The following is a 23,276-nucleotide window of genomic DNA, read 5'->3' as shown; positions in this document are numbered from 1 at the left end:
GTTTCCGCGGCCGGGTCGGAAGATTTTAAGTAAGACGCTGTGAACCGCCGGACATGACTCTCCAATCGAATCGAAACGCGGTCGTCGCTATCGCCGTCGTCGCGATGCTCGCGACGTCGGGGTGCGCTGGCATGCTGAACTCCGAGGCCAGCGCGAGCGGCGGCGCGAAACTCGACAGCGTCCCCGCGAACGCCCAGATGGTCGGCTACGTCGACGCCGCCGGAGCGGTCGGCGACGACTCGCTGCGCAGCCTCGCCAACACGATGCTCGAGGCGCAGGCCGAGAACTCCGAGTATTACGAAGGCCCGACGAGCGTCGCCGGGATGCTCGACGAAGCCAAGAACTCCTCCGGCCTCGACCCCTCGAACGTCCACAGCGTGACGTTCTTCGCGACAGCCGAGGCGACCAGTTCGATGAACGCCGAGCACTCCGGGATGGTCCTCGCCTCCGCGTACTCCGAGGACGAACTCGTCTCCGCGATGCGCGAGGAGGGCTCCGAGCTCTCGAAGAGTTCGTACAAGGAGACCACGCTGTACACGTACGGCTACTCGGACGACTCCGCGCTCGCCGTGCTCGGTGACGGCACGTTCGCGCTCGGCGACGTCTCCGCCGTCAAGAGCGTCGTGGACGTCCGCGCCGGCGACCAGGACGCCGTCGGCGGCGACCTCCGCGCGACCTACGAGAACACCCGCGACGGCTACCTGCGGTTCGCGATGGACGTCCCCCAGAAGCAGGTGCCCGCCGACCGCATCGGCGCCGGGTCGCCGGTGAACACGAGCGCGTTCAACACCGTCCAGTTCGTCTCAGGGTCGTTCTACACGTCTGCCGACGAGGTGGGGCTCGACGTCTCGTTCACGAGCAAGACCGAGTCCGACGCCTCCCGCGTCCACGACGTCGTCAAGGGCGGCATCTCGCTGTACTCGGGGATGGTTGACGACGAACTCCGCAACGCCCTCCAGAAGCTCTCGGTCTCCCAGAGCGGTGACACGGTGACCGTCTCCTACGTGAACACCGTCTCGAACCTCGAGACGCTACTCGAGACGTACAGCGAGCGAATGTCCGGAAGTACGTCGGCGTCGGGGTCCGCGTCGTCGTCCACGTCGACCGATAGTTCGGCCTCGCTCGCACCCCTCGTCTCCGCGTAGAATGGATCTGTCGTCCCTGTTTCGGAAGGAACTGACGTGGGGGCGGCACAAGCTGCTGGCGCTGTTCGCGGTTCTCGTGGTTCTACCCGCGGTGTTCGCGTACGCGACGTTCGCCTTCCAGCACGTCCTCCCGACGGACGCGCCCATCGCCATCGCGCCCCAGACCGCGTCCGTCACGCGGGACGACCTGAACATCGCGAAGGCGGCGGTGACGTTCTTCAGTGACCCGGCGACGTACGAGACGAAGGCCGCGGCGATGGACGCGCTGAACCGCGAGCAGGTGTACACCGTGCTCACGGTACCGCCGAACCTCACCGACGGGTCGCTCGGCACCGCCCAGTTCCACGTGTACGTCTCCGGCAGCGTCGTCCCTTACCAGCGCCCCGCGCAGGCGCTCACCTCCATCACGTCGTACGCGCTCGACAACACGCTCCCTCGTGACGTGACCGCGACCCGGCACGTCGTCGGCAAGAAGTACTCGCTGTCGTCGTACCTCGTCCCGACGTTCGTGCTGACGCTCGTCTCACTCGTGGCGCTCGCGTACCTCCCGTACACGTTCGACAGCGAGGCCGCCGTGCTCGACCGACTCCGCGTCGAGACGTCCCTGCACGCCGTCGTCGCGAGCAAGATTGCGTTCTTCGCCGGTCTCCTGGTCGTCCCGCTGGCCGTCTTCGACGTGGTGAGCGCGAGCATGGGTGCCGACCTCCACGTCCTGAGCGTCGGCACCGTCGTCGTCACGCTGCTCACGTTCTGCCTGCTCTCGCTGGTCGCGGCGACCGTGGTGCTCGTCGTCGGGTTCGGCGCGTGGGGGCGCATCGCGAACCTGCTCGTGCTGGGCTTCGTGTTGACGTTCTCGGGGCTCGCATACCCCGTCGGCTTCTTCTCGCCGGCACGCCGGTGGCTCGTCCGCCACGTCCCGACGCACTACGCCGCCATCGCCACCCGCGGGTACGTGCTCCGCGGCGACCCCGTGACCGCGTACGCGGACTGGTTGCTCGGCCTCGCGGCGGCCGTCGTGGTCGCCGCGGTGGCGTTCTCGGGCGCAGTGGAACTGTACGAACGGAGGGCCTGATGATAGCGATAACCGACCTCACGAAGACGTACGGCGACACCACCGCGCTCGGCGGCGTGAGCCTCGAGTACGGCGCCGGCCTGCACTGCCTCGCCGGGCCGAACGGCTCCGGGAAGACCACGCTACTGCGGGCAATCGCCGGACTCACGCGGCCCACGGCGGGGCGCGTCGAGACGCCCGACTCACTCGGGTACGCGTTCCAGCGCCCGAACGTCTACCCCGATTTGACGGTGCGCGAGAATCTCGACGTCTTCCAGTCGCTGACGGACGCCGACGACGAGTGGCGGGACTCCCTCGTCGAGCGTCTCCGTCTCGCCCCGGAGCGCGACCGGGCGGCGAACGCGCTCTCCGGCGGTTTCCGGAAGAAACTCGACCTCGCGCTCGCGCTCCTCAAGCGCCCGGAGGTCCTGTTGCTCGACGAGCCGCTCGCCGACCTCGACCCCGCGACCCGCCGCCGCCTCGTCGCCGTCGCCACGGAGTACGCCGACGGCGAGCGCTGCGTGCTGGTGTCCACGCACAACCTCGAGGCGTTCAGCGAGCAGTACGACTCGCTGACGGTGCTCGTCGACGGGTACGTCAGCGTCCACCAGCACCAGTCGGACGCCGACGCGGGGCCGAGCACCGCCTACGAGCGACTGCTCGACGGCGCGGGTCCGTCCCGGAAGTGAGCGGCGAACCAAACGGCAGGACGAGTGGCGACGCGAACGCCGAGACGAATGGCGACGCGAACGTCGGCCAGCGGTAGGGGGCAGTGGGTGGGTGCCACGACGCCCACAGCGGGGTAATTGTTTTTACGGCTGACCGTCGAACCATCGGTATGGTCGAGGAGACTGAGCGGGACGGCATGACCTGGTACCGCTGCGAGGAGTGCGGACTGATGTTCGACGACCAGAACGACGCGGAACAACACGAGGAGAACTGCGACGCCGAAGACCCGTCGTATCTCCAGTAACTACTCCGGGGCGTCTCCAGCGCCCTCGCTCACTCGGGAGCGACCAGTTCGAACCCGCGCTCCCCGAGTTCGTCCTCCTCGAACACGAACACGCGGCCGCGCGCCGCCTCCGGGTCGGCCTCGATCTCGATGGCGTAGCCATCCGCGCGCACCGTCACGCCCGGGAACAGTTCCTCCTCCTCGCCGTCGCCGAGTAGCACGCGCCCGACGCCGGTCGACTCGAGGATGTCGTCGTGTGTCTTCAGGTCGTTCACGTAGACGAGGACGCCTTCCGTCTCCGTCGGGTCAGTGACCAGCACGTGGACGTCCTTCCCGGGGCGGCATCTGACCTCACCCTCGACCCGCTCCGGAACGCCGTTGTAGAACGTGCGCCGTTCGTCCGTGTACTCGACGTAGACGCCCTCCTCCTTGAGTTCGACGCCGAGCGTGCTCGGCGCGATGTCGCTGCGGGCGCTCATGCCCGGGGCTTCGAGGTCGGCGAGGAAAAGCCCCCGGTTCTCCCGCGTTGCTCTAACCGTCAGTCGTAAATGCGCCCCGTGGCAGGAGTACGCATGGACGGCCGCGCAGTCGCGCCCGCCGCGGGCACCGTGTTGAACGCGTTCGCCACCGGCGTCGGCAGCGCGTTCGCCATCGACCTCGACGTCACCGCGACCGTGGACCTCGACGCTGACGCTGACGATGTGCGCGGCGAGGTCGCCGGCCACCCGGACGCCGACACCAGCCTCGTCGAGCGCTGCGTCGCGCTGACGACGGACGCGTACGGTGAGAGCGAGCGCGGGAGCGTGCGCACGGACAGCGACGTGCCGCTGGCTGCCGGCCTGAAGAGTTCGAGCGCCGCCGCGAACGCCACCGTGCTGGCGACCCTCGACGCACTCGGCGTCGCCGAGGAGGTCGCCCGCGTCGACGCCGCACGCCTCGGCGTACAGGCCGCACGAGAGGCCGGCGTCACTGTGACGGGCGCGTTCGACGACGCCAGCGCGAGCATGCTCGGCGGTCTCACCGTCACGGACAACACGGAGGACGCGTTACTGCTCCACGAGGACGTGGACTGGCGCGTGCTCGCGTGGACGCCCCCCGAGCGGTTCTTCAGCGCGGACGTCGACCTCGAGGCGTTCCGCCGGGTCGCGCCGGTCGCAGAGCACGTCGAGGAACTCGCGCTCGCCGGCCGCTACGGGATGGCGATGACGATGAACGGTCTCGCGGCTTGCGCGGCACTCGACCGACCGACGGACCCACTGCTCGAGGCGCTCCCACACGCGACCGGCGTCTCGCTGTCGGGGAGCGGCCCGAGTTACGTCGCTGTCGGTACCGAGGCGGCACTCGCGGAGGTGAAACCATTATGGGACGAGAGACCGGGAACGGTCCGGCTGACGACGACGCGGCCGGACGGCGCCCGAACGACATGAGTCTAGAGGAACTGCGCGACGAAATCGAGTCCATCGACCGCGACATCGTCGACTTGATCGCGAGACGCACGTACGTCGCGGACACCGTGGCAGAGGTGAAAGCCGAACGAGGACTCGAGACGGTAGACGAAGATCAGGAGGCGGCGGTGATGGAGCGCGCCGGCGAGAACGCCGAAGCCTTCGACGTGGATGCGAACCTCGTGAAGGCCATCTTTCGATTGCTCATCGAGTTGAACAAAATTTCCCAGCGTTCAAAACGGGAGTAATCGAGTTACTCGACGCAACAGCTCATCGTGGACGTATCTCGGCGGAACGCCTGACATGCGTGCTTGAACGCCTCCGAGAACGTCGGGAACGGATGCACGGTGTCGATGATGTCGTCTACGGTTAGCCCGTACTTGACCGCCAGCGTCGCCTCGGGAATCATATCTGCCGCTCGTGGCCCGACCATATGGACGCCGACAATTTCGTCTGTCTCGTGGTGCTTCACGACTTGCACGAGACCCCGGGTGTCCTCAACGGCTTTCGCTTTCGGTACGTCTTCCATCTGCACTGTCCGACAGGTACACGTCCCGTGTTCGTCCATGTACTCCGGTTCTGTCGTTCCGACCGATGCGACTTCGGGACTCGTGTAGACGACCATCGGTACGGAGTTGTAGTCGATGGTCGCCCCCTCGCCTCCAAACGCATTTTTCACTGCGTGGTTTCCTTCTTTTGCGGCCACCGTCTCCAACATCGGACTCCCAATACAGTCCCCGGCGGCGTACACGTCCGGGTTCGATGTCTGGAACTGTTCGTCTACGACGACCGCACCCTGTTCGTCAGTTTCGACGCCGACGGCTTGGAGACCGATGTCCTCCGTGTTCGGCCTGACGCCAGTCGCAACGAACAGAGTGTCCGCCGTAAATTCCTGACTCCCGCTGGCGACGGACGTATCTACGATTACGTCACCATTCTCGCTTGTCGTCACTTCATCCGGGGTCGCCCCTGTAATGACCGTAATTCCCTCGTCGCGGAGGTGCGACTGGAGATCGCGCCCAAGGTCTTCCCACATCCCCGAGAGGACGTAACTCGACCGCTGAAGGAGCGTCACGTCTACACCCAACCGTGAGAGAATCTGACCCCACTCACAACCCACGTAACCGCCACCGACGATGATGATGCTCTCGGGGAGTTCACGGCGTTCGAGGATGGTCTCGCTCGTCTCGTAATCTACGTCTTCGATGCCGTCGATGGGAGCGATGTGTGGAGAACTGCCGGTCGCAACGAGAACCTTCTGACCACGAAGTCGCGTCCCTTCGTCTGCACCGTTGACGACTTCGATTGTCGTATCGTCCTCGAATTGTCCGAAGCCCTCGTAGATGTCCGTTTCGTAGTAGTCGGCTACACTCACGTAATTTTGCTCGCGCATCGACGCGACGAGACGGTCTTTCTCTTCGAGGGCGGCTTCCCAATCCACGTGCGGTTGGTCGGCATCGTACTCGATAGCCTCGAAGGGGTTTGACCGTGGTACGTCTGCGGCATCAGCGACTGCGAGTAGGTGCTTGCTCGGGACGCAACCCACGTTAACGCAGGTTCCCCCAAGCGGAAGGCCGGTATTCACCATCGCTGTCGAGAGACCGCGTTCGCTCGCTTCCGTGATGGCCGCGAATGCTCCCGCACCACCGCCGAGTATCACGAGGTCGTACTCTCGGTTAGACATTCTAACGAACGTTTGGGCATATAGGGTCAAGAAAGGTCGGACTAAGGCGAGGAACTACGTACTCGTGATACCCAACTTGACGTACAATGAGTTCGAGTCTTCTCCAGAACGACGACGAGGTAAACGAAGCCCGGGCGACGCTGTTTCGTGCGCTGGGCGACCCGACGCGGCTCCGTATCTATCAGACGCTCATCGAAGCAGACGATCCACTGAACGTGACTGAACTCTGTGAGCGAACTGACCTCTCGTACAACCTCGTCTCGCATCACCTCCAGTGCCTCAACAACTGTACGCTGGTCGAGGTAGAGCAGGATGGGAGAAAACGATTCTACCGGGTCACACAGCGGGCTGGCCCGCAGATGCTGGAACTCGCTGACGACTGTATTCGACAGGACATCGACAGCGTGCTCGGGTGTAAGATAGCTAGTGTTGACGACCACTCGGAGTGAGACAAGTCACGACGTACCCGAGTTTCGACAACACGAAAGTAGACATAAATTGAGACGTTGCTATGGTGGATTTCATCTATCTGAACAAGGTCGAACAGCGAGAGCAGGTAACAAACACTGCTACACTCACCTCCGCCCACTTGCCGGTTTACTCGGGAGGTGTTTTGACGAGGTTCCGTATCTGCTTCTGTACGAAGTCACGGACCTGTCTGCCCAGATTAGTAAAGATGAGCGCGGCCGGGATTGCTATCGCGAGGCTACGAAGTAAGACCACTTCCCACGGTGATAGTGAGGTCTCGAAGGGAAGGAACAGAGAACCACTAGCGATGAACAGGAATTGCAGAGTATTTGTGGCGATAAAGTATCTACCACTCGCCCAGAGCGAGGGACGGAAACCCGCAACCCAGAGAGCGGCGACGAGTACCGTTCCAAAGAGCAATCCGACCTCAAGAGAAGGGATCGGAACCGTGGCCGAGGTTGCATCGGCTAAATCCGATCCGAGACCAGCGAACGAGGAACCGACGAGGAACCAGACGAGGAGAAGTGAGTGAACGAGGAACTCCTCTCGGCGGATTTAGAACTGGAGTTCTGTTGCAACACAGCGACATTACGGCGCGGTCGGCAAGAACGTTTGGAGAGTAAACCTGTTTAGACGAACTCAGGAACAGCAGTTCGAGACCTGAATATGTTTTTGAAGCAGGCGATGGATGCATCACACGCAGATCAGCCCGTGGTCACCTGCTACCGACGCGAGCCTGAAGCCAGAGTGCCACCGTCCCGGTTATCACGACGAGCCCTGCGTTCACGACGAGCAAGAGCAGTCCGCCGGTGGCCTTCGCGGGCGAACGCGACAGCAACGTTATCCCGCCAGCGGCTGCGGCCGGGACGAGTGCGAGTGCAGCGACGACACCGACGAGCGTGTCTGTCCGGTCTTGGTCGGTCGCTATCGCCGCCGCGATACCAGCCGCAGCGGCTGCGACGACGCTGAACCAGCCGACAGTCACGCGCTCCTCGAGTAACGGTTTCTCTACGAGATTCGCTTCGGGCGGGAGAACCCCTGTTATGTTCAGTGCCAGCGTCGTTCCGACAGCCCCGACAGCCGCAGCCAGAAGGCCGACGAAGGCGACCCAGACCCCGAATCGGGCTCGACCAACCCGGTTGGCAGCAAGGCCAGCGGAAACGAGTTCCAGTGGCGTCAACGCCGGGGCGACGACCATCGCGCCGATGAGCATCGGAATCGAATTGGTGAGGAGAGCTACCCCAGCGAGTACACCGGACGTCGTCATCAAAACGAGATACGACGTATCGAGGGCGACCCGTTCGTCGACGTTCTCGCACGTTTCGGCGAGTGAAACCCCGGGGGTCATGGCTACCGACCATAGACGGTCGGACCGGTTGAAATAACTGCGACTGTGCAGGGGGGGTCTGATACGGAGACGCGTCGTCGGAGGACGGGCGGAGCCGTATCCAGTATGACGAGCAGCCAACCGGAATGACCGCAGAGAGTTGGCGTTAGTGGGGGAATCAGGGCTCGGGCGGCACAAACGTGTTCGGTGGGCCGGTCGGCGCGATGGTCTGACCGGTGACGAAGGAGGCGGCGTCGCTCGCGAGGAACCGAACAGTGTCCGCTACCTCGTGGGGCGTTCCGATTTTGCGGTCGACAGCATCCCGCTCGGGCATTTCCTCGACGCCGAGCCACTCACGGACGGGCGGCGTCGCGATGAACCCTGGTTCGACCGCATTCACGCGGACGTCATCGCCGGCCCACTCCGCTGCCAGCGTACGGGTGAGCGCGCTGACTCCCGCCTTTGCGGCGCTGTACGGCCCCATCCCGGCAACGCCGTACCGACCGGCCATACTCGAAGTGTTGACGACCGCGCCGCCGTCTTCGCGGAGCGCGTCCGAGAACGCGCTGGTGACGTTGTACGTCCCGGTGAGGTTCACGTCGATGACGCCATCCCAGTCCTCGGGATCGACTCCCTGAAGAGGGCCACCCTCTCCGGCCCCGCCCGCGTTGTTCACGACGACGTCTACACCGTCGAACTCCTCGAGGGTCGCTTCCGCGAGCGCCGCGACCGAGTCGCGGTCGGTCACGTCGCATTCGACCGGGACGACGGACCCTGCGAGATCGGCGGTGTTCAGTTCCTCGGCGACAACGTCGACGTCCTCCTGCGTGCGCGAGCAGATGACGACGTCCGCGCCGTCCGCGACGAACGTCTCCGTAATGGCACGGCCAATCCCACTGGATGCGCCCGTCACGACGACCGTCTTTCCGGCAACGCTCGATCGGTCTCGAACAGACTCAGCCGTACGGATCTCGTCTGTGATCGGCATCTATCGGGGGTAGGGTGGTGAAAGCAAAAGGTCTGCGGGTAGTCGAACATGTGCGGGTGTAGCTAGAACACGGAGCGTCCAGTTCGTGGTACAGCGAGATCACGGCGGCGGGGTCTACGGGGTAGATCATCGCGGCCAACAGGAGCGAGATAATCACCGGGAATTCGAACGCGTACACGCCGATACCGCCGAAGAGCGCGATGCCGAACGGGAGGCCGAGGAGCACGAGTAGAACGGGGCGATAATGTTCTGCCGAAAGAGGGAGGCGTCCATCGATATCGTCCCGAAGAAGAGGATCGTCGGGAGAATGATGAACAGGATGATGTCCGACGTGAGAGGGAGGCCCACCGAGACGCCGAATGCGGAAAACAGCAGTCCGACGAGCACGAGAACGACGGAGTAGGAGATGTTCGGCAGGTAGTTGAGGACGGCGCGCACAGTCGCGCTGATCACCAGAACAACGAGCAGGTTTTCGAGGAGAGCCAGTAACTCCGCCATTGGAATGTGTACTGTTACCACGTTCTGTTATCTGAGTCTGGCGGCAATTCGACCGAACACAAGATCCGATACGCGAACCCGAGCGCCGGGACTACGCCGGCGTCAACTACCTCAGACTGAGCGACTCGACAGTGGCGTTTTCCCTGAATCCGGCCTATTTCGACGACGGACTCCTTCGCGTTTCGTCGTGGCCATCCCGTGGGCCCAGTAAGTTACTTCATCGTGTGCGCCGTTATCGTATCCGACGATGTCCTTCGATGCTGACGCCGTCGAAACGGTCGCGTTCGACTCGTACGGCACTCTCGTCGACGTGATGGCGGTGGAAGAGCCGCTCTCGGAGTACGTCGACTCGCCCGAAGTGGTCGCGAAACTCTGGCGGAACCGTTCGCTGGGCTACGCGATGGTCGCGAACGCCATCGAGGAGTACGATTCGTTCTACGAGATGAACCGACACGCGTTGCAGTACGCTCTCGACACGCTCGGCATCGAACTCGACGAGAGCGACCAGCAGGAGATCCTCTCGACGTACCACGAACTGCCCGTCTTCGACGACGTACACGACGGGATGAGACGGCTGAGAGACGGGGGGTACGACCTGTACGTCGTCTCGAACGGCAGCGAGGAGATGCTCGAGTCGATGGTCGAACACGGAGATCTCGGCGACCTCCTCACGGACACCATCAGCGCGGACGAAGTCGAGCGGTTCAAGCCGGACGTCGAACCGTACCGTCACGCCGCGGACGAGATGGGGACGCCGATAGAGAACGTCAGCTTCGTGGCCGCGGGCTGGTGGGATGTTCCGGGGGCGATTCACGCCGGAATGCAGGGCGTCTGGATAAACCGCCAGGACACGCTGTGGGGGCCGTACGAGACGGAACCCGACCTGACTATCGAGACGTTCGGCGAGTTCGCCGACGAACTCGGCGTCTGAGGCCGCCGTGGTCGTTTGCCAGTCGGGCGTTTAGTACTCCCAGAGCCGTTCGATTCGAGAGTCGATCTCAGGGTAGTCGTCCCGTAACGTCTCCCCGTCCGTCTCGCCGTCGACGTTCACGACGTGGACTTCGCCGCGCTGCCCGCCGTACACGTCCTGGAAGTCGTAGACGACGCCAGCAACGCTCACGTCGTCGGGGACGTCCTCGCTCTCGAGGAGGAACTCGACCTGCCGGTCGACGTTGTACTCGACGAGGTGGTTCACGGCCGCGTCGTGGCCGAGGCCGTCGGGGAGCGCGTCGACGCCGGGTTCGAGACGCGTGCGGAGCAGGTCGACGCAGTGCGCGATGCCCGCCGGTTCGTCGGCGCCATCGTCGATGGCGTCGTACGTCGCGGTGACCGCGCCACACCCGGTGTGGCCGACGACGACCGCGGTGTCCGTTCCGGTGTGGGCGAGCGGGTAGAGGACGTCGCCCGAGACGACGTCCCGGGTGCCACCGTCTCCGTCGGGAACGCGCTGGACGACGCGGTTGCCGATGTTCCCGCAGGTGAAGATACGCCCGGGGACGTCGTTGCCCCACATCGCGTCCTGGAGCACGCGTGAGTCCGAACAGCAGACGGTGACGGCGTCCGGGTGCTGGGACTCCTGTACGTCGTCGAACCGGGAGTGGAACGCGTCCGCGTGCTCCCGGTTGTTCTCCAACAACTCGACGAGTGTCTGGCGCATGGGTGTCCGCACTCGCGCGAGCAAGTAGATTCCTCCGTTCTATCGCGAGCGTGAGCGACGCAGGGAGTGCGACCGTGACCGACAGTGCGGAGTGCACGGGATACCCCGAAGAACCGGAATCGTTGCCCAGCGACGGCGTATCCGGATCCTACGCCACCGTTCCTGTGACCAGTCGGTACTCCAGTTCAACCGCGTTGTCGTCGTCCGAGAAGTAGGGGGCGAGCGTTTCGGACTGCTCTTCCCAGAGGGCCGCCGTTTCACTCTCTGCCACCTCCTCCACGGCGAGACGTATCGCGCCCGAATCGGACGTCATCGACTCCCAGAAGTGGCCCGGTGAGAGCGCGGGGTACCGCACCGTCCCGGTCTCGAACCGGAGGTCCTCGACCCGGTCGCCGAACCGACTGCGGACGGTGTCCGGGTCGCCCCAGAGGAACGGCGGCGGCGGTGAGTCCGGTCGTGGCGGCAGGTACGTCGAGAGCGTCTGCATCATCGCGGCGATGCCACTCTCGGGCGTCCACGAGGTGAACGCGATGCGGCCGCCGGGCCTGGTGACCCGGACGAGTTCGGTCGCCGCCGCGTCCGCGTCGTCGGCGAACATGTGCCCCAGGCAGGAGAGGGTCGCGTCGAACGCGTCGTCGCCGAACGGGAGCGCCGTGGCGTCGCCCGCTTCCCAGTCGACGTCCGCGTCGATGACCGCCGCTCGTTCGCGTGCCCCGTCGAGCATCGCCGGCGTGATGTCTACGCCCGTGACGTCGGCGCCTCGCCGGAAGGCAGTCAGCGCGACGTTCCCCGTGCCACAGGCCACGTCGAGGACGCGGTCCTGCGGGCCGACGCCCGCCGCGTCGACGAGTCGGGACGCCATCGGTAGGAACGTTCGTGCGAGCGTCGGGTACGAACCGACCGTCCACTCCTTCTGTATCTGCTCCGTCGGTTTCGGTGTCGGCTGTGTCATGGTCGTGTGGATGCGCCGGGGAAAGTCGTGCCGGAGTTCGCGCCGAGGTTTCCGGTGCCAGTCGGCGTTTGTGGGAGTCCGCCCGCACACGCGACTCTCACCAGTTCCGGATATGGTATGGGTTGACTCACCATACACTTGTCGCGCCGTTGCTCCATCGTAGCGGGTCAGTACTACGGACTCGCGCCAGCGTCGTCCGGCGTGTCCCGGAGGAGCGTTTCGGCTTGCTCCTGGAGTGACGCCGGCAGGTCTCCGCCGTCGGCGACCGTCCGCAGTAACTGTTCACACGGCGGGTGTGCCATGTAGGTCAACGCCTCCTCCCGGAGTCGGTCGTCGAGGTCGTTCATTCGAGCGAGTTCCGCGAGCATGTCACACTCGTTCGCGGCCTCGAGCCAGTCGATCGCTTCCGCTCGCGTCGCCAGTTCGTTCGACCCGTCGGTGGCGATCTCGAAGTTCTCCTCGGGAGTGCTCATGCGTGGTGCTCCGGCCGCTGTCGACAATACAGTTGTTGGTGAGATGTTCTTTCGGCGTTCGAAGCCGGACAGCACGCAACTCGGCTGGCCGCTCTCGGCGATGGTAGCGACCACCGCTACCTTTTTCGCCCGCATCGACCGACCACGTGCATGAACGCCGCCGTTGCCGCCCTGCTAGAGCGCACGGACGCCACCCACGTCGTCCGCGAGTTCGAGGTGCCACCCGGGGAACTGAACCTCGCGGCCGACAGCTGGACGGCGGCCGGCGCGGTCGTCCGGAACCCCGACGGCGAGGTCGCGTTCGTTGAGACGAACTGGAGCGAGGGCTGGGTGCTCCCGGGCGGAGGCGTCGAGGCCGACGAGTCGTTCGCCGACGCGGCGCGCCGCGAGGTCCGAGAAGAGACCGGGCTGGACTGCGAGATTCGCCGCGCCGGCCGCGTCGAAGAGCAGGTGTTCCGGGCGGGCGAGACGGAAGTCCGAGGCTGGTTCGTGGCGTTCGCCGCGAGCACCGACCAGACCGAGTTCGGCGACGACCTCGGCGAGCACGACGACGAGATAGAGCGCGTCGCGTGGTTCCCGGGGCCGCCAGCGGACGTGGCCGAGTTCGTCGACGCCGACGCGCTGCTACGGGACTGTCGGCTCGACGGCTAGAACGACTCGGCGAGTGCGTCCAGTTCGTCGTGGTGCTCGGTCGTGTGTGGCGCAGTGAGCGGCGAGACGGAGACGTGGCCGTCGACGATGGCTCGGCGGTCAGTCCCCTCGGGGTCGGGCACGTCGCCCGAGTTCATGCGGTCCCACATGCGGTCGTGGAGGGTCACCGTGTCGCCGTTCTGCTTGGCGGTCATGTCGTAGGCGTGGGAGGGCCGGGTGACCATCATCTTCCCGGTCGCGCCGGCGTCGGGGTGGGGCGCGTTCACGTTCAGGTAGTCTGCGTGATCGAAGACGCCGGAGTCGTACGCCCGGTCGACGAGATACGTCGTGGCGTCGACGGCGGCCTCGTAGTCTCCGGGGTGGGTCTCCTCGCCGAACGTCTCGCTCGGCAGGAAGAGACTCGTGGCTATCGCGGGCACGTCGAAGAACGTCGCCTCCACGGTGGCGCTCACGGTGCCCGAGCGCCCCAGGACGTACATCCCGAGGTTGGCGCCCTCGTTGACGCCCGCGACGACCACGTCCGGGTAGGGGCCGAGCGCCTCGAGGCCCGCGACCACGCAGTCCGAGGGCGTCCCCTCTACGGCGTAGCCGAGTTCGTGCTCGTAGACGCCGACCTCGTGGGACATCGCTCGCCCCATCGCGCTCCTGTCGTCCGCGGGCGCGACGACGGTGACGTTCCCGACGTCGCTCAGGCCCTCGGCGAGCGCGCGGATACCGGGTGCGTCGATTCCGTCGTCGTTGGTGACGAGGATTTCGAGTGTGTCACTCACGCTCGCTCCTCCGCACTCGCGTACGCTCGCCAATCGTCGTCGCTTCGTTCATGGAGGGAAATCGCCGGCAGGCGGCAAAAGCCCACCGCCGGTCCGGAAGTCGACGGCCTTCGACGTGGGGGCGCCCGCGAACCGCCGACCACCGAAACAACGATGACCTGGGGTGGAATACGCTGGATTCCGTGCACATCAACGAGACGTTCGTCCGCGACCAGCGACAGCGGTTACAGGACGAGTACGGTGAGGTTCCGGTCGAGGAGGGAACGGTCGAGGTGCCGCCTGCGGAGTTCCCGGAGTACGTCGAGAACGCTCACGACGGCTACGTCGGGAGCGCGTACGGGTGGGTCGTTCGCCAGCCCGAGCAGGCCGGCGAGCGCAGCGAGACGTACTCCGGCGGCGAGGAGACCAGCGAGCGAGCGCTCATGATCCTCCCCCGCGGCGAGTCCGACTGGGGCGTTCCCGGGGGCGGTCTGGAGGGCAACGAGTCCTTCGAGCAGGCGGCGCGCCGCGAGGTCCGCGAGGAGACCGGCGTCGACTGCGAGATAACGGGGCTCTGGCACCTCGAACATCTCGAGTGGCGAAGCGAGGACCCGGACGACGACCGGGTGAGCCACACGCTCCACGTCTTCTTCGACGCCGACTACGTGGGCGGTCAGATTGCCACACAGGAAGCGGAAGTGAACGGCGCGGCGTGGTTCGCGGAGTCGCCCGAGCGACTCGGAGAGAAAGCATCGAAACGCGCAGAGACGTACTTTTAGGAGTGGGGAACCGCCTCGTTACGCGCGGTCCACGACCGTCTCCTCGTCCACGACGAGATTGTACGCGCCCTCGTCGTCGTTCCACAGCACGAGCGCGGACTCGATGGAGAGCAGGTCGCCGTAGTCGGCCTCGCGGAGCGCGCGGTTCAGGCTCGTCTCGTTGACGAGCACCGCGTAACACTCCGTGTCCTCGCTACCGTCGCTCACCTTGAACAGCGGGTTCGCATCCTCGTCGGCGAGGTTTCGGGAGAGTTTGGCGACGACAGCGTCCGCGCGCTGGGTCACCCAGTCGTCGGCGTCCGCGAGTTTCAACAACTGCCCACCGGAGAGGTCGGCGTCGTGCTGGCGGCGGCCGTCCGTGCGCAGGAGCGAGTACGAGAACTTCACGTCCGTATTCTGGAACTCCGAGGGGCGTTCGGCGGCCTCCGCGAGTCGGCGCTGAGTTGCGGGCGCGTCGACGTCCGGCCGCTGGTCGAAACTCCACCCGTAGTCGGTCGGACGCTCGCCCGTCCAGAGCCGCGGCGTCGGCCCGTAAACGGTCGCGGCCTCGTCCTCGACGGCGCGTTCGACGTCGCGGAGTTGCGTGCTCGTGTTCTCGTCGGCGGGCGCGAGTGCGAGCAGCGTGCCGGTGTCCGCGAGCGCATCGAGATACTTCTCGACGACCGGCACGGGGTCCTCGAGTTCACTGAGCACGCTACAGAGCATGACGAGATCGTACTCGCCCTCCGGGTCGAACGCTTCGGCGGTCTCGCGGTGAATCTCCGGGTGGACGTTCCGGGGTGCCTCCTCGAGCAAGCGCTCGAGGACGTCCACCGCGGCGTCGCTCGGTTCGACCGCGTGGTACTCCACGAGCGCGTCCTCGGGCAGGAGGTCGAACAGGCCGAGCGCGGGGCCGCCGACGCCCGCGCCGACGTCGAGCACGCGGAGGTTCCCGGAGAACAGGCCGTCGTCCGCGAGGTCGGCGAGCGCGTACTGCACGGCGGCGTAGTACGCCGGCAGATGGTATATCGCGTACCCGAGCGCGACGTCGGCGTCGTACTCGACTGCTTCCTGCTGGAGGTACTCCTCCTTGAACCCGCGGACGGTCTCGCGGAGCGTATCGCCAGAGTCGCCGCGGTGCCAGTTCGCGCCCCAGCGCTCCACGAGCAGGTCCTCTACCGCCCACGCGTAGGCCTCCGGGAGTTCGGTCACGCCGTCGAATGCGGGCGCGATGGGGTCGTCGTTCGCCGGGACGAACGTGCCGTCCTCGCGCTCCACGACGCCGAGGTCCACGGCGTGCTCCCGGAGCACCTGCCGGACGACTGCCTCGTGGGGTCGCCCCTCGACGTACTCGCGGAGTTCTGCGGGGTCGAGTGGCCGGACGTTCCGCAGATACCTCGCGCTGTCCAGGATCGCGTCCCTGTCAGCAGGCATCGTCGTACACCTCCGCGAACGTCTCCCTGCTCCGCTCGCCCGACGACTCGCCCTCCGCGGGTTCCTCGGTGGTCGCTGCGTCCGAGGATTCCTCGGTGGTCGCTGCGTCCGAGGATTCCTCGGCGGCCGCTGCGTCCGCGAGTCGCTGGGCTGCCGCCGCTATCTCGTCTGCGCCGCCGTACTCCCGCTGGATGTCGCCGTACACGCGGGCGTTCCCACCGGTCACGCGCTCCGCGAGCTCCGACAGCGCGTCGTACACCGGTGTTCCCAGTTCCTCGGGGACGTCGTCAGCGGCGAGCGCGAACGAAAGCACCGCGGCGTGCGCGCGCCCCTGGACCGTCGCCATCGCGTCGTCGTGCTCGGCGGCGTCCACGTCCACGAGGTCGTTCCCGGCAGCCTCCAGCCACTCCCGCACGCGGTCCGTCGCCGGACCGGGCGCGCTCTCTGCGACCGCGATGCGACCAGGTGCGTTCTCGGGCGCGAACAGCGGGTGGAAACTCACGCGCTCGCGGGCCGGCGCCGCCTCCGCCATCGCGCGCAGCGGGCGCTCCATCGTCCCCGTGAAGTCGACGACGGCCTGCTGGGCCTTCGGCGCGTGCCGCTGTACGGCGTCGGCGGCGGCGTCCATCGGCACGGTGACGGCGACGAGGCCGAACGAGTCATCGGTGTCGAGTGCGACCGCCCGTGACCGTGAGTCGAGCACGTCCGCCGCGGCCTCGGCGCGTTCCGGGTCGGCGTCCGCGAACGCCACGGGCGCGTCCGCGAGGCCGCCGAACCACCGCCCGACGGCGCCCGCGCCGACGACGAGTACGTCCATTGTGTTCGGTTAGCCGCCGACCGGCCAAAAGGAGTTCGTTCGGGGACTCGCATTCGGGGAACTCACATTCGAATGACTCGATTACCGGTTGAACGCCTCGGGAAAGAACTATACACTCCGGGTAACGTGGTGGATGTGAGATGACGGAGACGGCGACCGTGCTCGTCGTCGAGGACGAGCGTGAACTCGCGGACCTCTTCACGACATGGCTCGCGTCGGCGTACGACGTGCGGACGGCGTACGACGTCGCGGGCGCGCTCGACCGCCTCGACGACGATGTCGACGTTGTGCTGCTCGACCGCCGACTCCCGGAGGGAACGGGCGACGAGGTGCTCGAATCCATCCGCGAGGAGGATTATGACTGCCGGGTGGCGATGGTGACCGCCGTCGACCCGGACTTCGACGTGCTGGAACTGGGCTTCGACGCGTACGTCGTCAAACCGGTCGAGCGCGAGGAACTCGAGGACCTCGTGGAGCGACTGCTCGCGCGCTCGCTGTACAGCGACGAGGTCCAGAAGTACTTCTCGCTGGCGTCGCGGTGCGCCACGCTCGAGACCGTCAAGTCGGAGTCGGAACTCGCGGGCGACGAGCGCTACGAGCGCGCCTGTGACGAGATCGAGGAGCGCCGCGAGACCCTCGACGCGCTCGTCTCGGAACTGGACGAACAGGACTTCCTCGCCGTGCTCCACGACCTGGGGGAGGACGAGGCGTCAGCGTCGACTCGCTGACAGGGGGACGGCCCGCTGACGGAGAACCGCCTGCTAACTGGAAGACGATTCAGACGACTCAGAGTTCGAACGCTTCTGCGTAGTCGGTGTAGTTCTCGTAGCCGTCCTCGGTGACGACGACCAGGTCCTCGATACGGACACCGCCCACGTCGGGGTCGTAGAGACCGGGTTCGATGGTGATGACGTGACCCGGTTCGAGTTCCTCGCCGCGCGGAGCGATGTTCGGCAGTTCGTGGACGTCGAGGCCGACGCCGTGGCCCGTGGAGTGGATGAACCCCGTCTCGGCCTCCGGGTCCGAGCGCAGCGTCGAATAGCCGGCGTCCTCGTACACGTCGCAGACCGCGTCGTGGACTTCCTCGCCGGTCGCGCCGGGTTCGACGGCGTCGAGTGCGGCGGCCTTCGCCTCGGCGGTGACGTCGTAGAACGCCTGGGCTTCGTCGCTCGCGTCGCCGTGGACGAACGTCCGCGTCATGTCGGCGTGGTACTTCGAGTCCTTGTTTTGCGGGAAGATGTCCACGACGATGGGAGAGTCAGCGGGAAGCGGGCCGCTGCCGCGGTTGTGCGGTCCGGCGGCCTGTTCGCCGCCCGCGACGATGGTCTCGTCGAGCGCACAGCTGTGGGCCAGGAGCGTGGTCTCGATCTCTTGGCGGACGGCCTCGCTCGTGAGCGGGTCGCCCTCGTAGACGAGTTCGCCGTCCTCCGCGTCGGCGGCGCGGAGCAGGTCCTCGGCGGCCCGCATCGCGGCCTCGTTGGCTTTCTGGGCGTCGTGAACGTGTGCGAGCTCCTCGTCGGTCTTGACCGCGCGGATCTGCGGGATGACCTCATCGCGGTCGACGGATACCTCGATTCCGGTCTCCCGCAGGCCGTCGGCGGTCGAAAGCGGGCAGTCCGGGTTGGTGGCCGCGGACTCGACGCCGAACTCCCGGAAGAACTCGGCGTGAACGTGCTTGATCGCCTCCTTCGACCCGTACTCCTCGCGCTTCTCGGCGACGTCGTAGTCCGTCGCGCGCCGGAACTCGTCCGCGCGTGCCTCCTCTTTCGCGCGGCCGTACTCCAGGGGCGAGAGGAGCATCGCCGTCGTGTCGGGCGTGTACAGCGTGAGGAACGGGTCCGGAGCGTCGAACCCGGAGAGGTAGTGCTGGTTCGAGTTGTCGCCGTCCGCGTGCAGGAAGTAGCCGTCGAACCCGCCGTCGGCGAGGAAGTCGTCGAGTTCCGAGAGGTCGGGATCCATGCCGGTCGATGGGGGAGCGCGCCCGAAAACAGTACCGTTCCCCCGTCCTGCGTTCCGGAAAACCCGAACTGGGTGCGCGATTCGCCGCACCCAGAACGCTTAGGCGGGTTCCCGTTGTCGGGCCACGCATGGAAGTCACAGTCAGTAACTCGCGCGTTCGAGGGACGGCGCGCGCCCCACCCTCGAAGAGTTACACTCACCGCGCGATACTCGCGGCGGGGTACGCCGACGGCGCGCTGGTGCGCTCGCCGCTCGTGAGCGCGGACACGAAGGCGACCGCCGCCGCCGTGGACGCACTCGGCGGGGACGCCGAACGCATCGACGACCACTGGGAGGTGACCGGGTTCGGCGGCAGGCCCGCCGTGCCCGCGGACGTCCTCGACTGTGGGAACTCCGGCACGACGATGCGACTCGTGACGGGGACCGCGGCGCTCGCGGACGGCACGACCGTTCTCACGGGCGATTCGTCGCTTCGTTCCCGGCCGCAGGGTCCGCTGCTCGCTGCCATCGAGGAACTCGGCGGGAGCGCGCGCTCGACGCGGTGCAACGGCCAGGCGCCCCTCGTCGTGGACGGCCCCATCGAGGGTGGCACTGTCGCGATGCCGGGGGACGTCTCCTCACAGTTCGTCTCGTCGCTGTTGATGGCGGGCGCGGTCACCGACAACGGCGTCGGCATCGAACTCACGACCGAGTTGAAGTCCGCGCCGTACGTCGACATCACGCTCGACGTGCTCGAGGCGTTCGGCGTGGACGCCGAGAAACGCCGCGACGGCTATCGCGTTCCCGGGGACCAGTCCTATGAGCCACGCGAGGGCGAGTACACCGTCCCCGGCGACTTCTCTTCGGTCTCGTATCTGCTCGCGGCGGGCGCGCTCGCCGCCGACGAGGAGGTTGTCGTGGAGGGCGCGTACCCGAGCGCGCAGGGCGACACCAGCATCGTGGACGTACTCCGGCGGATGGGCGCGGACGTCGAGTGGCGCGAGCGGGATGGCATCGTCATCGTCCAGCAGTCGAACCTGGACGGCGTCGAGGTCGACGTCTCGGACACCCCCGACCTGCTGCCGACGCTCGCAGTGCTCGGCGCGGCGGCCGACGGCACCACCCGGATCACGAACGCCGAGCACGTGCGCTACAAGGAGACGGACCGCGTGAGCGCGATGGCCGAGGCCCTCGACGCGCTCGGCGCGGACGTCGAGGAGCACCAGAACGAACTCGTCGTGCGCGGCGAGCAAAGCGATCTCGTCGGCGCGCGCGTCGACGGCCGCGGCGACCACCGTCTCGTGATGGCGCTCGCAGTCGCCGGCCTCGTCGCCGACGATGACACAACCATCGAGGGTGCAGAACACGTCGACGTCTCGTTCCCGAAGTTCTTCGACGTGCTGTACGACCTCGGCGCGAACGTGGACGCGTAGCGCCGAGTAGAACTGTCTTCTCCAGGTCAGTCGTCCGCACTCGCGCCGTCCTGCTGGACGCGCTCTGCGACGCTCACGATGCCGTGGGCGCCCTCGCGTTCGGCGGCGCTCGCGGCGACCTGCACGAACTCGGCGTTCTCGCGGGCCTCCGGAATCGTGTGCCCGCCGCAGTAACTCACGCCCGAACGAACGCCAGCGAGGAACTCCGAAACGGCGTCCGCGAGCGGCCCGCGGTACTCGCTGAGGCCGGCGACGCCCTCGTCGGCCGAGATCTCGATATCCTTGTCCGTTCGGTCGTCGTTCGCGTCCGTCGAGGCCATGCCGCGGGACTCCTTGTAGCGCGCGCCGTCCACCGTCACGACGCGGCCCGGCGCTTCGTCCGTGCCCGCGAAGAACGACCCCATCATCACGGTGTCCGCGCCCGCCATCAGCGCCTTCGCGGCGTCGCCCGACGAGCGGATGCCGCCGTCCGCGATAACCGGGATGCCGAGGTCCTCAGCGGCGTCCGAACAGTCGTCTACGGCGGTGAGCTGCGGGACGCCCGCGCCCGCGACCTTCCGCGTGGTGCAGTGGCTGCCAGGGCCGATGCCGACCTTCACGGTGTCCGCGCCCGCGGCGTAGAGGTCGCGGACGCCCTCGGGCGTGGCGACGTTTCCGGTGACCAGCGGGACGTCCGGGAACGCCGAGCCGATGGCGTCGACGGCGTCGAGACACGACTCCATGTGGCCGTGCGCGACGTCCACCATCACGACGTCCGCGCCCGCCTCGACGACGGCCTCGGTGCGCTCGAGGAAGTCCTCGTTGATGCCGACGGCGGCGCCGACTCGTTCACCTGCCTCCGCGACTGCGGCGACCTCGCTGGCCTGCTCGTCGATGTCGAGGAACCGGTGGATGGTGCCCAGGCCGCCGGCCGCCGAGAGCGCGATGGCGGTCTCGGACTCGGTGACCGAATCCATCGGCGCGGAGAGCAGCGGGTTGTCGAGTTCCACGTCGCCGGTGAGCGGCGTCGAGAGGTCGACGTCGCTGCGACTGTCGACGCCGGAGCGTTGCGGGACCAGGAGCACGTCCCCGTAGGACAGGCCAGTTCGAACGTCCATTGTGAACCCTCGGGACGAACGACCTGGCGTGCCTTATCTGTGTCGAAATATCGAAGACTCTGCCGGATAGTATCCATGAATATGTTGGTTCGCGTGTGGTGTAGCGGTCCGGTCGGGGGTTGCGGGGAGCGAGAGGCTTACCGTCCTCGGGACGCATCGTCCGACAATGAACGGCAATCGGTTCGGGCGACTGTTCCAGGTGACGACCTACGGCGAGAGCCACGGGCCCGGGATGGGCGTCGTCGTCTCCGGCTGTCCCGCCGGCGTCGAACTCGACGAGGAGACCATCCAGCGCGAACTCGACCGGCGGAAGCCCGGGCAGTCGATGATTACCACGTCGCGGGGTGAACCCGACGAGGTGCGCATCGAGTCGGGAATCCAGGACGGCTACACGACGGGGACGCCCATCGGCATGACCATCCAGAACAAGGACGCGCAATCCGGAAAGTACGAACCGTTCGTCACTGCCCCCCGGCCCTCGCACGGCGACTTCACGTACTCCGCGAAGTTCGGCACGCGGAACTGGGGCGGCGGCGGGCGGTCGTCGGCACGCGAGACGGTGAACTGGGTCGCCGCGGGCGCGATAGCCAAGCAGGTGCTCGAACCCGAGGGCGTCGAGGTGGCCGCGCACGTCAACCAGATCGGCGACGTCGAGGCCGACGACGTCACGTTTGAGCAGATGGTCGAGCACACCGAGGACAACGACGTGCGCTGTGCGGACCCCGAGACCGCCGAGGAGATGCAGGCGCTCGTCGAGCAGTACCAGGAAGAAGGCGACTCTATCGGTGGCAGCATCGAGTTCGAAATCCGGGGCGTCCCTCGTGGACTCGGCGCGCCGCGCTTCGACTCCGTGGAGACGAGACTGGGACAGGCGATGATGGCCGTCCCGGCGACCACCGCCTTCGAGTTCGGACTCGGGCGCGAGGCGCGCGGGCACACTGGCAAAGAGCGAAACGAAGACTGGCAGTTCGGTAGCGACGGCGACCCCGAACCAGTCGGAAACGACCACGGCGGTCTGCAGGGTGGTATCACCACCGGCCAACCCATCTACGGCGAGGTGACGCTGCACGCGCCGACGTCGATTCCGAAAGAACAGCAGACGGTGGACTGGGAGACCGGCGAGGAGAAGACCGCCCAGGTCGTCGGCCGCCACGACCCGGTGTTGCCGCCGCGGGGCGTGCCGGTCGTGGAGGCGCTGTGCTGGCTCACCGCACTCGACTTCATGCTGCTTGGCGGGCACATCAACCCCGACCGGGTGGACGACCAGCCTGGCGAGTACGACACCGACTACCATCCGAGCAGTCCGCGCAACGAGTGAACAGTTCGCGGTCCAGTTTTCGCCACCGAACGTGAGTGATTTCCGACACGCTTAGTCAGCCTTAAGTCGTTCGCCCCGAATTTCTCCCGTCCGAACGATGGAACGCGAATGCATCGCCTGCGGCAACGAAGCCGGCTACAACCGGGCGGTCGTGGACGTCCTCAGCGACCGCCGGGTCGGCGCGCTCTGCGTGAACTGCGAGCGCGAGGAGTTCGGCAAGAGCCTCGAACGCGGCCAGTGGGCCGCCGTCGAGGACTGCGCGTTCTGCGACCGCGACGCCTTCTACGCGCTCCCGAAGTGGCTCCCGGAACTCCACGAGGAGGGCGGCGCGAGCGTCTCCCGCGTCGACTACGAGGTCACCGACCACACGTTCTCTGTCTGCGACGAGCACCTCCACGACATCGGGACCGTCGAGCGCGCGCCGACGGCGACGTTCTGACC

The 23,276-nt window shown here is 66.5% G+C and carries 28 protein-coding genes; 15 read left to right on the top strand and 13 right to left on the bottom strand.

The window, feature by feature from the left end; all coding sequences use genetic code 11:
* Positions 1-53: 53 nt before the first annotated feature.
* From LT970_RS07420 to LT970_RS14625, 4 genes are all read left to right on the top strand, one after another.
* Positions 54-1,145, top strand: coding sequence for a hypothetical protein (locus tag LT970_RS07420; protein WP_232685820.1), 1,092 nt, complete (start codon positions 54-56; stop codon positions 1,143-1,145).
* Between the two features lies 1 nt (position 1,146).
* Complete coding sequence (locus LT970_RS07415; protein WP_232685819.1) at positions 1,147-2,217, top strand: ABC transporter permease; 1,071 nt, start codon at positions 1,147-1,149, stop codon at positions 2,215-2,217.
* Positions 2,217-2,885, top strand: coding sequence for an ATP-binding cassette domain-containing protein (locus LT970_RS07410; protein ID WP_232685818.1), 669 nt, complete (start codon positions 2,217-2,219; stop codon positions 2,883-2,885). Before LT970_RS07415 ends, LT970_RS07410 begins: the two co-directional genes overlap by 1 nt.
* Before the next feature lie 149 nt (positions 2,886-3,034).
* A complete protein-coding gene (locus LT970_RS14625; protein WP_269785463.1) occupies positions 3,035-3,169 on the top strand; it encodes a DUF7128 family protein in 135 nt (44 codons plus the stop codon).
* A gap of 29 nt (positions 3,170-3,198) precedes the next feature.
* On the opposite strand, the gene LT970_RS07405 is transcribed toward LT970_RS14625, so the two are convergent.
* Positions 3,199-3,627 (bottom strand): DUF5796 family protein, encoded by a 429-nt coding sequence (locus LT970_RS07405; protein ID WP_232685817.1) that lies wholly within the window; start codon positions 3,625-3,627, stop codon positions 3,199-3,201.
* A 93-nt stretch (positions 3,628-3,720) separates the two neighbouring features.
* On the opposite strand from LT970_RS07405, the gene LT970_RS07400 reads away from it, so the two are divergent.
* Both LT970_RS07400 and LT970_RS07395 read left to right on the top strand, forming a co-directional pair.
* The gene (locus LT970_RS07400) at positions 3,721-4,575 is read left to right on the top strand and encodes a shikimate kinase (protein WP_232685816.1); all 855 of its coding nucleotides are present in this window, start codon (positions 3,721-3,723) and stop codon (positions 4,573-4,575) included.
* On the top strand, positions 4,509-4,841 hold the full coding sequence (locus LT970_RS07395) for a chorismate mutase (RefSeq protein WP_349292206.1): 333 nt from the start codon (positions 4,509-4,511) through the stop codon (positions 4,839-4,841). Before LT970_RS07400 ends, LT970_RS07395 begins: the two co-directional genes overlap by 67 nt.
* Before the next feature lie 5 nt (positions 4,842-4,846).
* Here the strand turns inward: LT970_RS07395 and merA are convergent, their stop codons facing one another.
* Complete coding sequence (gene merA / locus LT970_RS07390) at positions 4,847-6,277, bottom strand: mercury(II) reductase (RefSeq protein ID WP_232685814.1); 1,431 nt, start codon at positions 6,275-6,277, stop codon at positions 4,847-4,849.
* An 86-nt stretch (positions 6,278-6,363) separates the two neighbouring features.
* Here merA and LT970_RS07385 point away from each other — a divergent pair, with 86 nt between their 5' ends.
* Both LT970_RS07385 and LT970_RS07380 read left to right on the top strand, forming a co-directional pair.
* Complete coding sequence (locus LT970_RS07385) at positions 6,364-6,726, top strand: ArsR/SmtB family transcription factor (RefSeq protein WP_232685813.1); 363 nt, start codon at positions 6,364-6,366, stop codon at positions 6,724-6,726.
* 62 nt (positions 6,727-6,788) lie between these two features.
* Positions 6,789-7,277: a hypothetical protein gene (locus LT970_RS07380; protein ID WP_232685811.1), complete on the top strand. Its 489-nt coding sequence runs from the start codon at positions 6,789-6,791 to the stop codon at positions 7,275-7,277.
* A 183-nt stretch (positions 7,278-7,460) separates the two neighbouring features.
* Here LT970_RS07380 and LT970_RS07375 read toward each other — a convergent pair whose 3' ends face one another.
* The 3 genes from LT970_RS07375 to LT970_RS07365 form a co-directional block, all read right to left on the bottom strand.
* A complete protein-coding gene (locus LT970_RS07375; RefSeq protein WP_232685809.1) occupies positions 7,461-7,958 on the bottom strand; it encodes a DUF389 domain-containing protein in 498 nt (165 codons plus the stop codon).
* 292 nt (positions 7,959-8,250) lie between these two features.
* Positions 8,251-9,060, bottom strand: a complete 810-nt coding sequence (locus tag LT970_RS07370; RefSeq protein ID WP_232685808.1) for an SDR family NAD(P)-dependent oxidoreductase — start codon at positions 9,058-9,060, stop codon at positions 8,251-8,253.
* A gap of 153 nt (positions 9,061-9,213) precedes the next feature.
* On the bottom strand, positions 9,214-9,558 hold the full coding sequence (locus tag LT970_RS07365) for a hypothetical protein (protein WP_232685807.1): 345 nt from the start codon (positions 9,556-9,558) through the stop codon (positions 9,214-9,216).
* 247 nt (positions 9,559-9,805) lie between these two features.
* Between LT970_RS07365 and LT970_RS07360 the strand changes: the two genes are divergently transcribed.
* The gene (locus tag LT970_RS07360) at positions 9,806-10,489 is read left to right on the top strand and encodes a haloacid dehalogenase type II (protein WP_232685806.1); all 684 of its coding nucleotides are present in this window, start codon (positions 9,806-9,808) and stop codon (positions 10,487-10,489) included.
* A 30-nt stretch (positions 10,490-10,519) separates the two neighbouring features.
* Here LT970_RS07360 and LT970_RS07355 read toward each other — a convergent pair whose 3' ends face one another.
* From LT970_RS07355 to LT970_RS07345, 3 genes are all read right to left on the bottom strand, one after another.
* A complete protein-coding gene (locus tag LT970_RS07355) occupies positions 10,520-11,215 on the bottom strand; it encodes a carbonic anhydrase (protein WP_232685805.1) in 696 nt (231 codons plus the stop codon).
* A 148-nt stretch (positions 11,216-11,363) separates the two neighbouring features.
* A complete protein-coding gene (locus LT970_RS07350) occupies positions 11,364-12,167 on the bottom strand; it encodes a class I SAM-dependent methyltransferase (protein ID WP_232685804.1) in 804 nt (267 codons plus the stop codon).
* A 173-nt stretch (positions 12,168-12,340) separates the two neighbouring features.
* Positions 12,341-12,640: a hypothetical protein gene (locus tag LT970_RS07345; RefSeq protein ID WP_232685803.1), complete on the bottom strand. Its 300-nt coding sequence runs from the start codon at positions 12,638-12,640 to the stop codon at positions 12,341-12,343.
* A 150-nt stretch (positions 12,641-12,790) separates the two neighbouring features.
* On the opposite strand from LT970_RS07345, the gene LT970_RS07340 reads away from it, so the two are divergent.
* A complete protein-coding gene (locus LT970_RS07340; RefSeq protein ID WP_232685802.1) occupies positions 12,791-13,291 on the top strand; it encodes an NUDIX hydrolase in 501 nt (166 codons plus the stop codon).
* Here LT970_RS07340 and surE read toward each other — a convergent pair.
* Positions 13,288-14,061, bottom strand: a complete 774-nt coding sequence (gene surE, locus LT970_RS07335; RefSeq protein WP_232685801.1) for a 5'/3'-nucleotidase SurE — start codon at positions 14,059-14,061, stop codon at positions 13,288-13,290. The two genes, LT970_RS07340 and surE, sit on opposite strands and share 4 nt — an antisense overlap.
* Positions 14,062-14,243: 182 nt before the next feature.
* Between surE and LT970_RS07330 the strand changes: the two genes are divergently transcribed.
* Complete coding sequence (locus tag LT970_RS07330; protein ID WP_232685799.1) at positions 14,244-14,819, top strand: NUDIX hydrolase; 576 nt, start codon at positions 14,244-14,246, stop codon at positions 14,817-14,819.
* Positions 14,820-14,837: 18 nt separating this feature from the next.
* On the opposite strand, the gene LT970_RS07325 is transcribed toward LT970_RS07330, so the two are convergent.
* Positions 14,838-16,232, bottom strand: coding sequence for a small ribosomal subunit Rsm22 family protein (locus LT970_RS07325; RefSeq protein WP_232685797.1), 1,395 nt, complete (start codon positions 16,230-16,232; stop codon positions 14,838-14,840).
* Positions 16,222-17,049, bottom strand: a complete 828-nt coding sequence (locus tag LT970_RS07320) for a prephenate dehydrogenase/arogenate dehydrogenase family protein (protein ID WP_232685796.1) — start codon at positions 17,047-17,049, stop codon at positions 16,222-16,224. Before LT970_RS07320 ends, LT970_RS07325 begins: the two co-directional genes overlap by 11 nt.
* 140 nt (positions 17,050-17,189) lie before the next feature.
* On the opposite strand from LT970_RS07320, the gene LT970_RS07315 reads away from it, so the two are divergent.
* Positions 17,190-17,777: a response regulator gene (locus LT970_RS07315; RefSeq protein WP_232685795.1), complete on the top strand. Its 588-nt coding sequence runs from the start codon at positions 17,190-17,192 to the stop codon at positions 17,775-17,777.
* A 58-nt stretch (positions 17,778-17,835) separates the two neighbouring features.
* On the opposite strand, the gene LT970_RS07310 is transcribed toward LT970_RS07315, so the two are convergent.
* On the bottom strand, positions 17,836-19,008 hold the full coding sequence (locus LT970_RS07310) for a M24 family metallopeptidase (protein WP_232685793.1): 1,173 nt from the start codon (positions 19,006-19,008) through the stop codon (positions 17,836-17,838).
* Positions 19,009-19,136: 128 nt separating this feature from the next.
* Here LT970_RS07310 and aroA point away from each other — a divergent pair, with 128 nt between their 5' ends.
* Positions 19,137-20,420 (top strand): 3-phosphoshikimate 1-carboxyvinyltransferase, encoded by a 1,284-nt coding sequence (gene aroA, locus LT970_RS07305; protein ID WP_232685791.1) that lies wholly within the window; start codon positions 19,137-19,139, stop codon positions 20,418-20,420.
* A gap of 26 nt (positions 20,421-20,446) precedes the next feature.
* On the opposite strand, the gene LT970_RS07300 is transcribed toward aroA, so the two are convergent.
* Positions 20,447-21,517 carry a guanosine monophosphate reductase gene (locus LT970_RS07300; protein WP_232685790.1) on the bottom strand — a complete coding sequence of 357 codons (1,071 nt, stop codon included), beginning with the start codon at positions 21,515-21,517 and terminating at the stop codon, positions 20,447-20,449.
* Positions 21,518-21,683: 166 nt separating this feature from the next.
* Between LT970_RS07300 and aroC the strand changes: the two genes are divergently transcribed.
* Both aroC and LT970_RS07290 read left to right on the top strand, forming a co-directional pair.
* Complete coding sequence (gene aroC / locus LT970_RS07295; RefSeq protein WP_232685789.1) at positions 21,684-22,835, top strand: chorismate synthase; 1,152 nt, start codon at positions 21,684-21,686, stop codon at positions 22,833-22,835.
* A gap of 97 nt (positions 22,836-22,932) precedes the next feature.
* Positions 22,933-23,274, top strand: coding sequence for a hypothetical protein (locus LT970_RS07290; RefSeq protein ID WP_232685788.1), 342 nt, complete (start codon positions 22,933-22,935; stop codon positions 23,272-23,274).
* The last annotated feature ends 2 nt before the right edge of the window (positions 23,275-23,276 follow it).

The sequence above is a fragment of the Halobacterium zhouii genome, assembly GCF_021249405.1.
In the GTDB taxonomy this organism is placed as follows: domain Archaea; phylum Halobacteriota; class Halobacteria; order Halobacteriales; family Halobacteriaceae; genus Halobacterium; species Halobacterium zhouii.
This window is presented reverse-complemented; position numbering and strand designations above follow the sequence as displayed.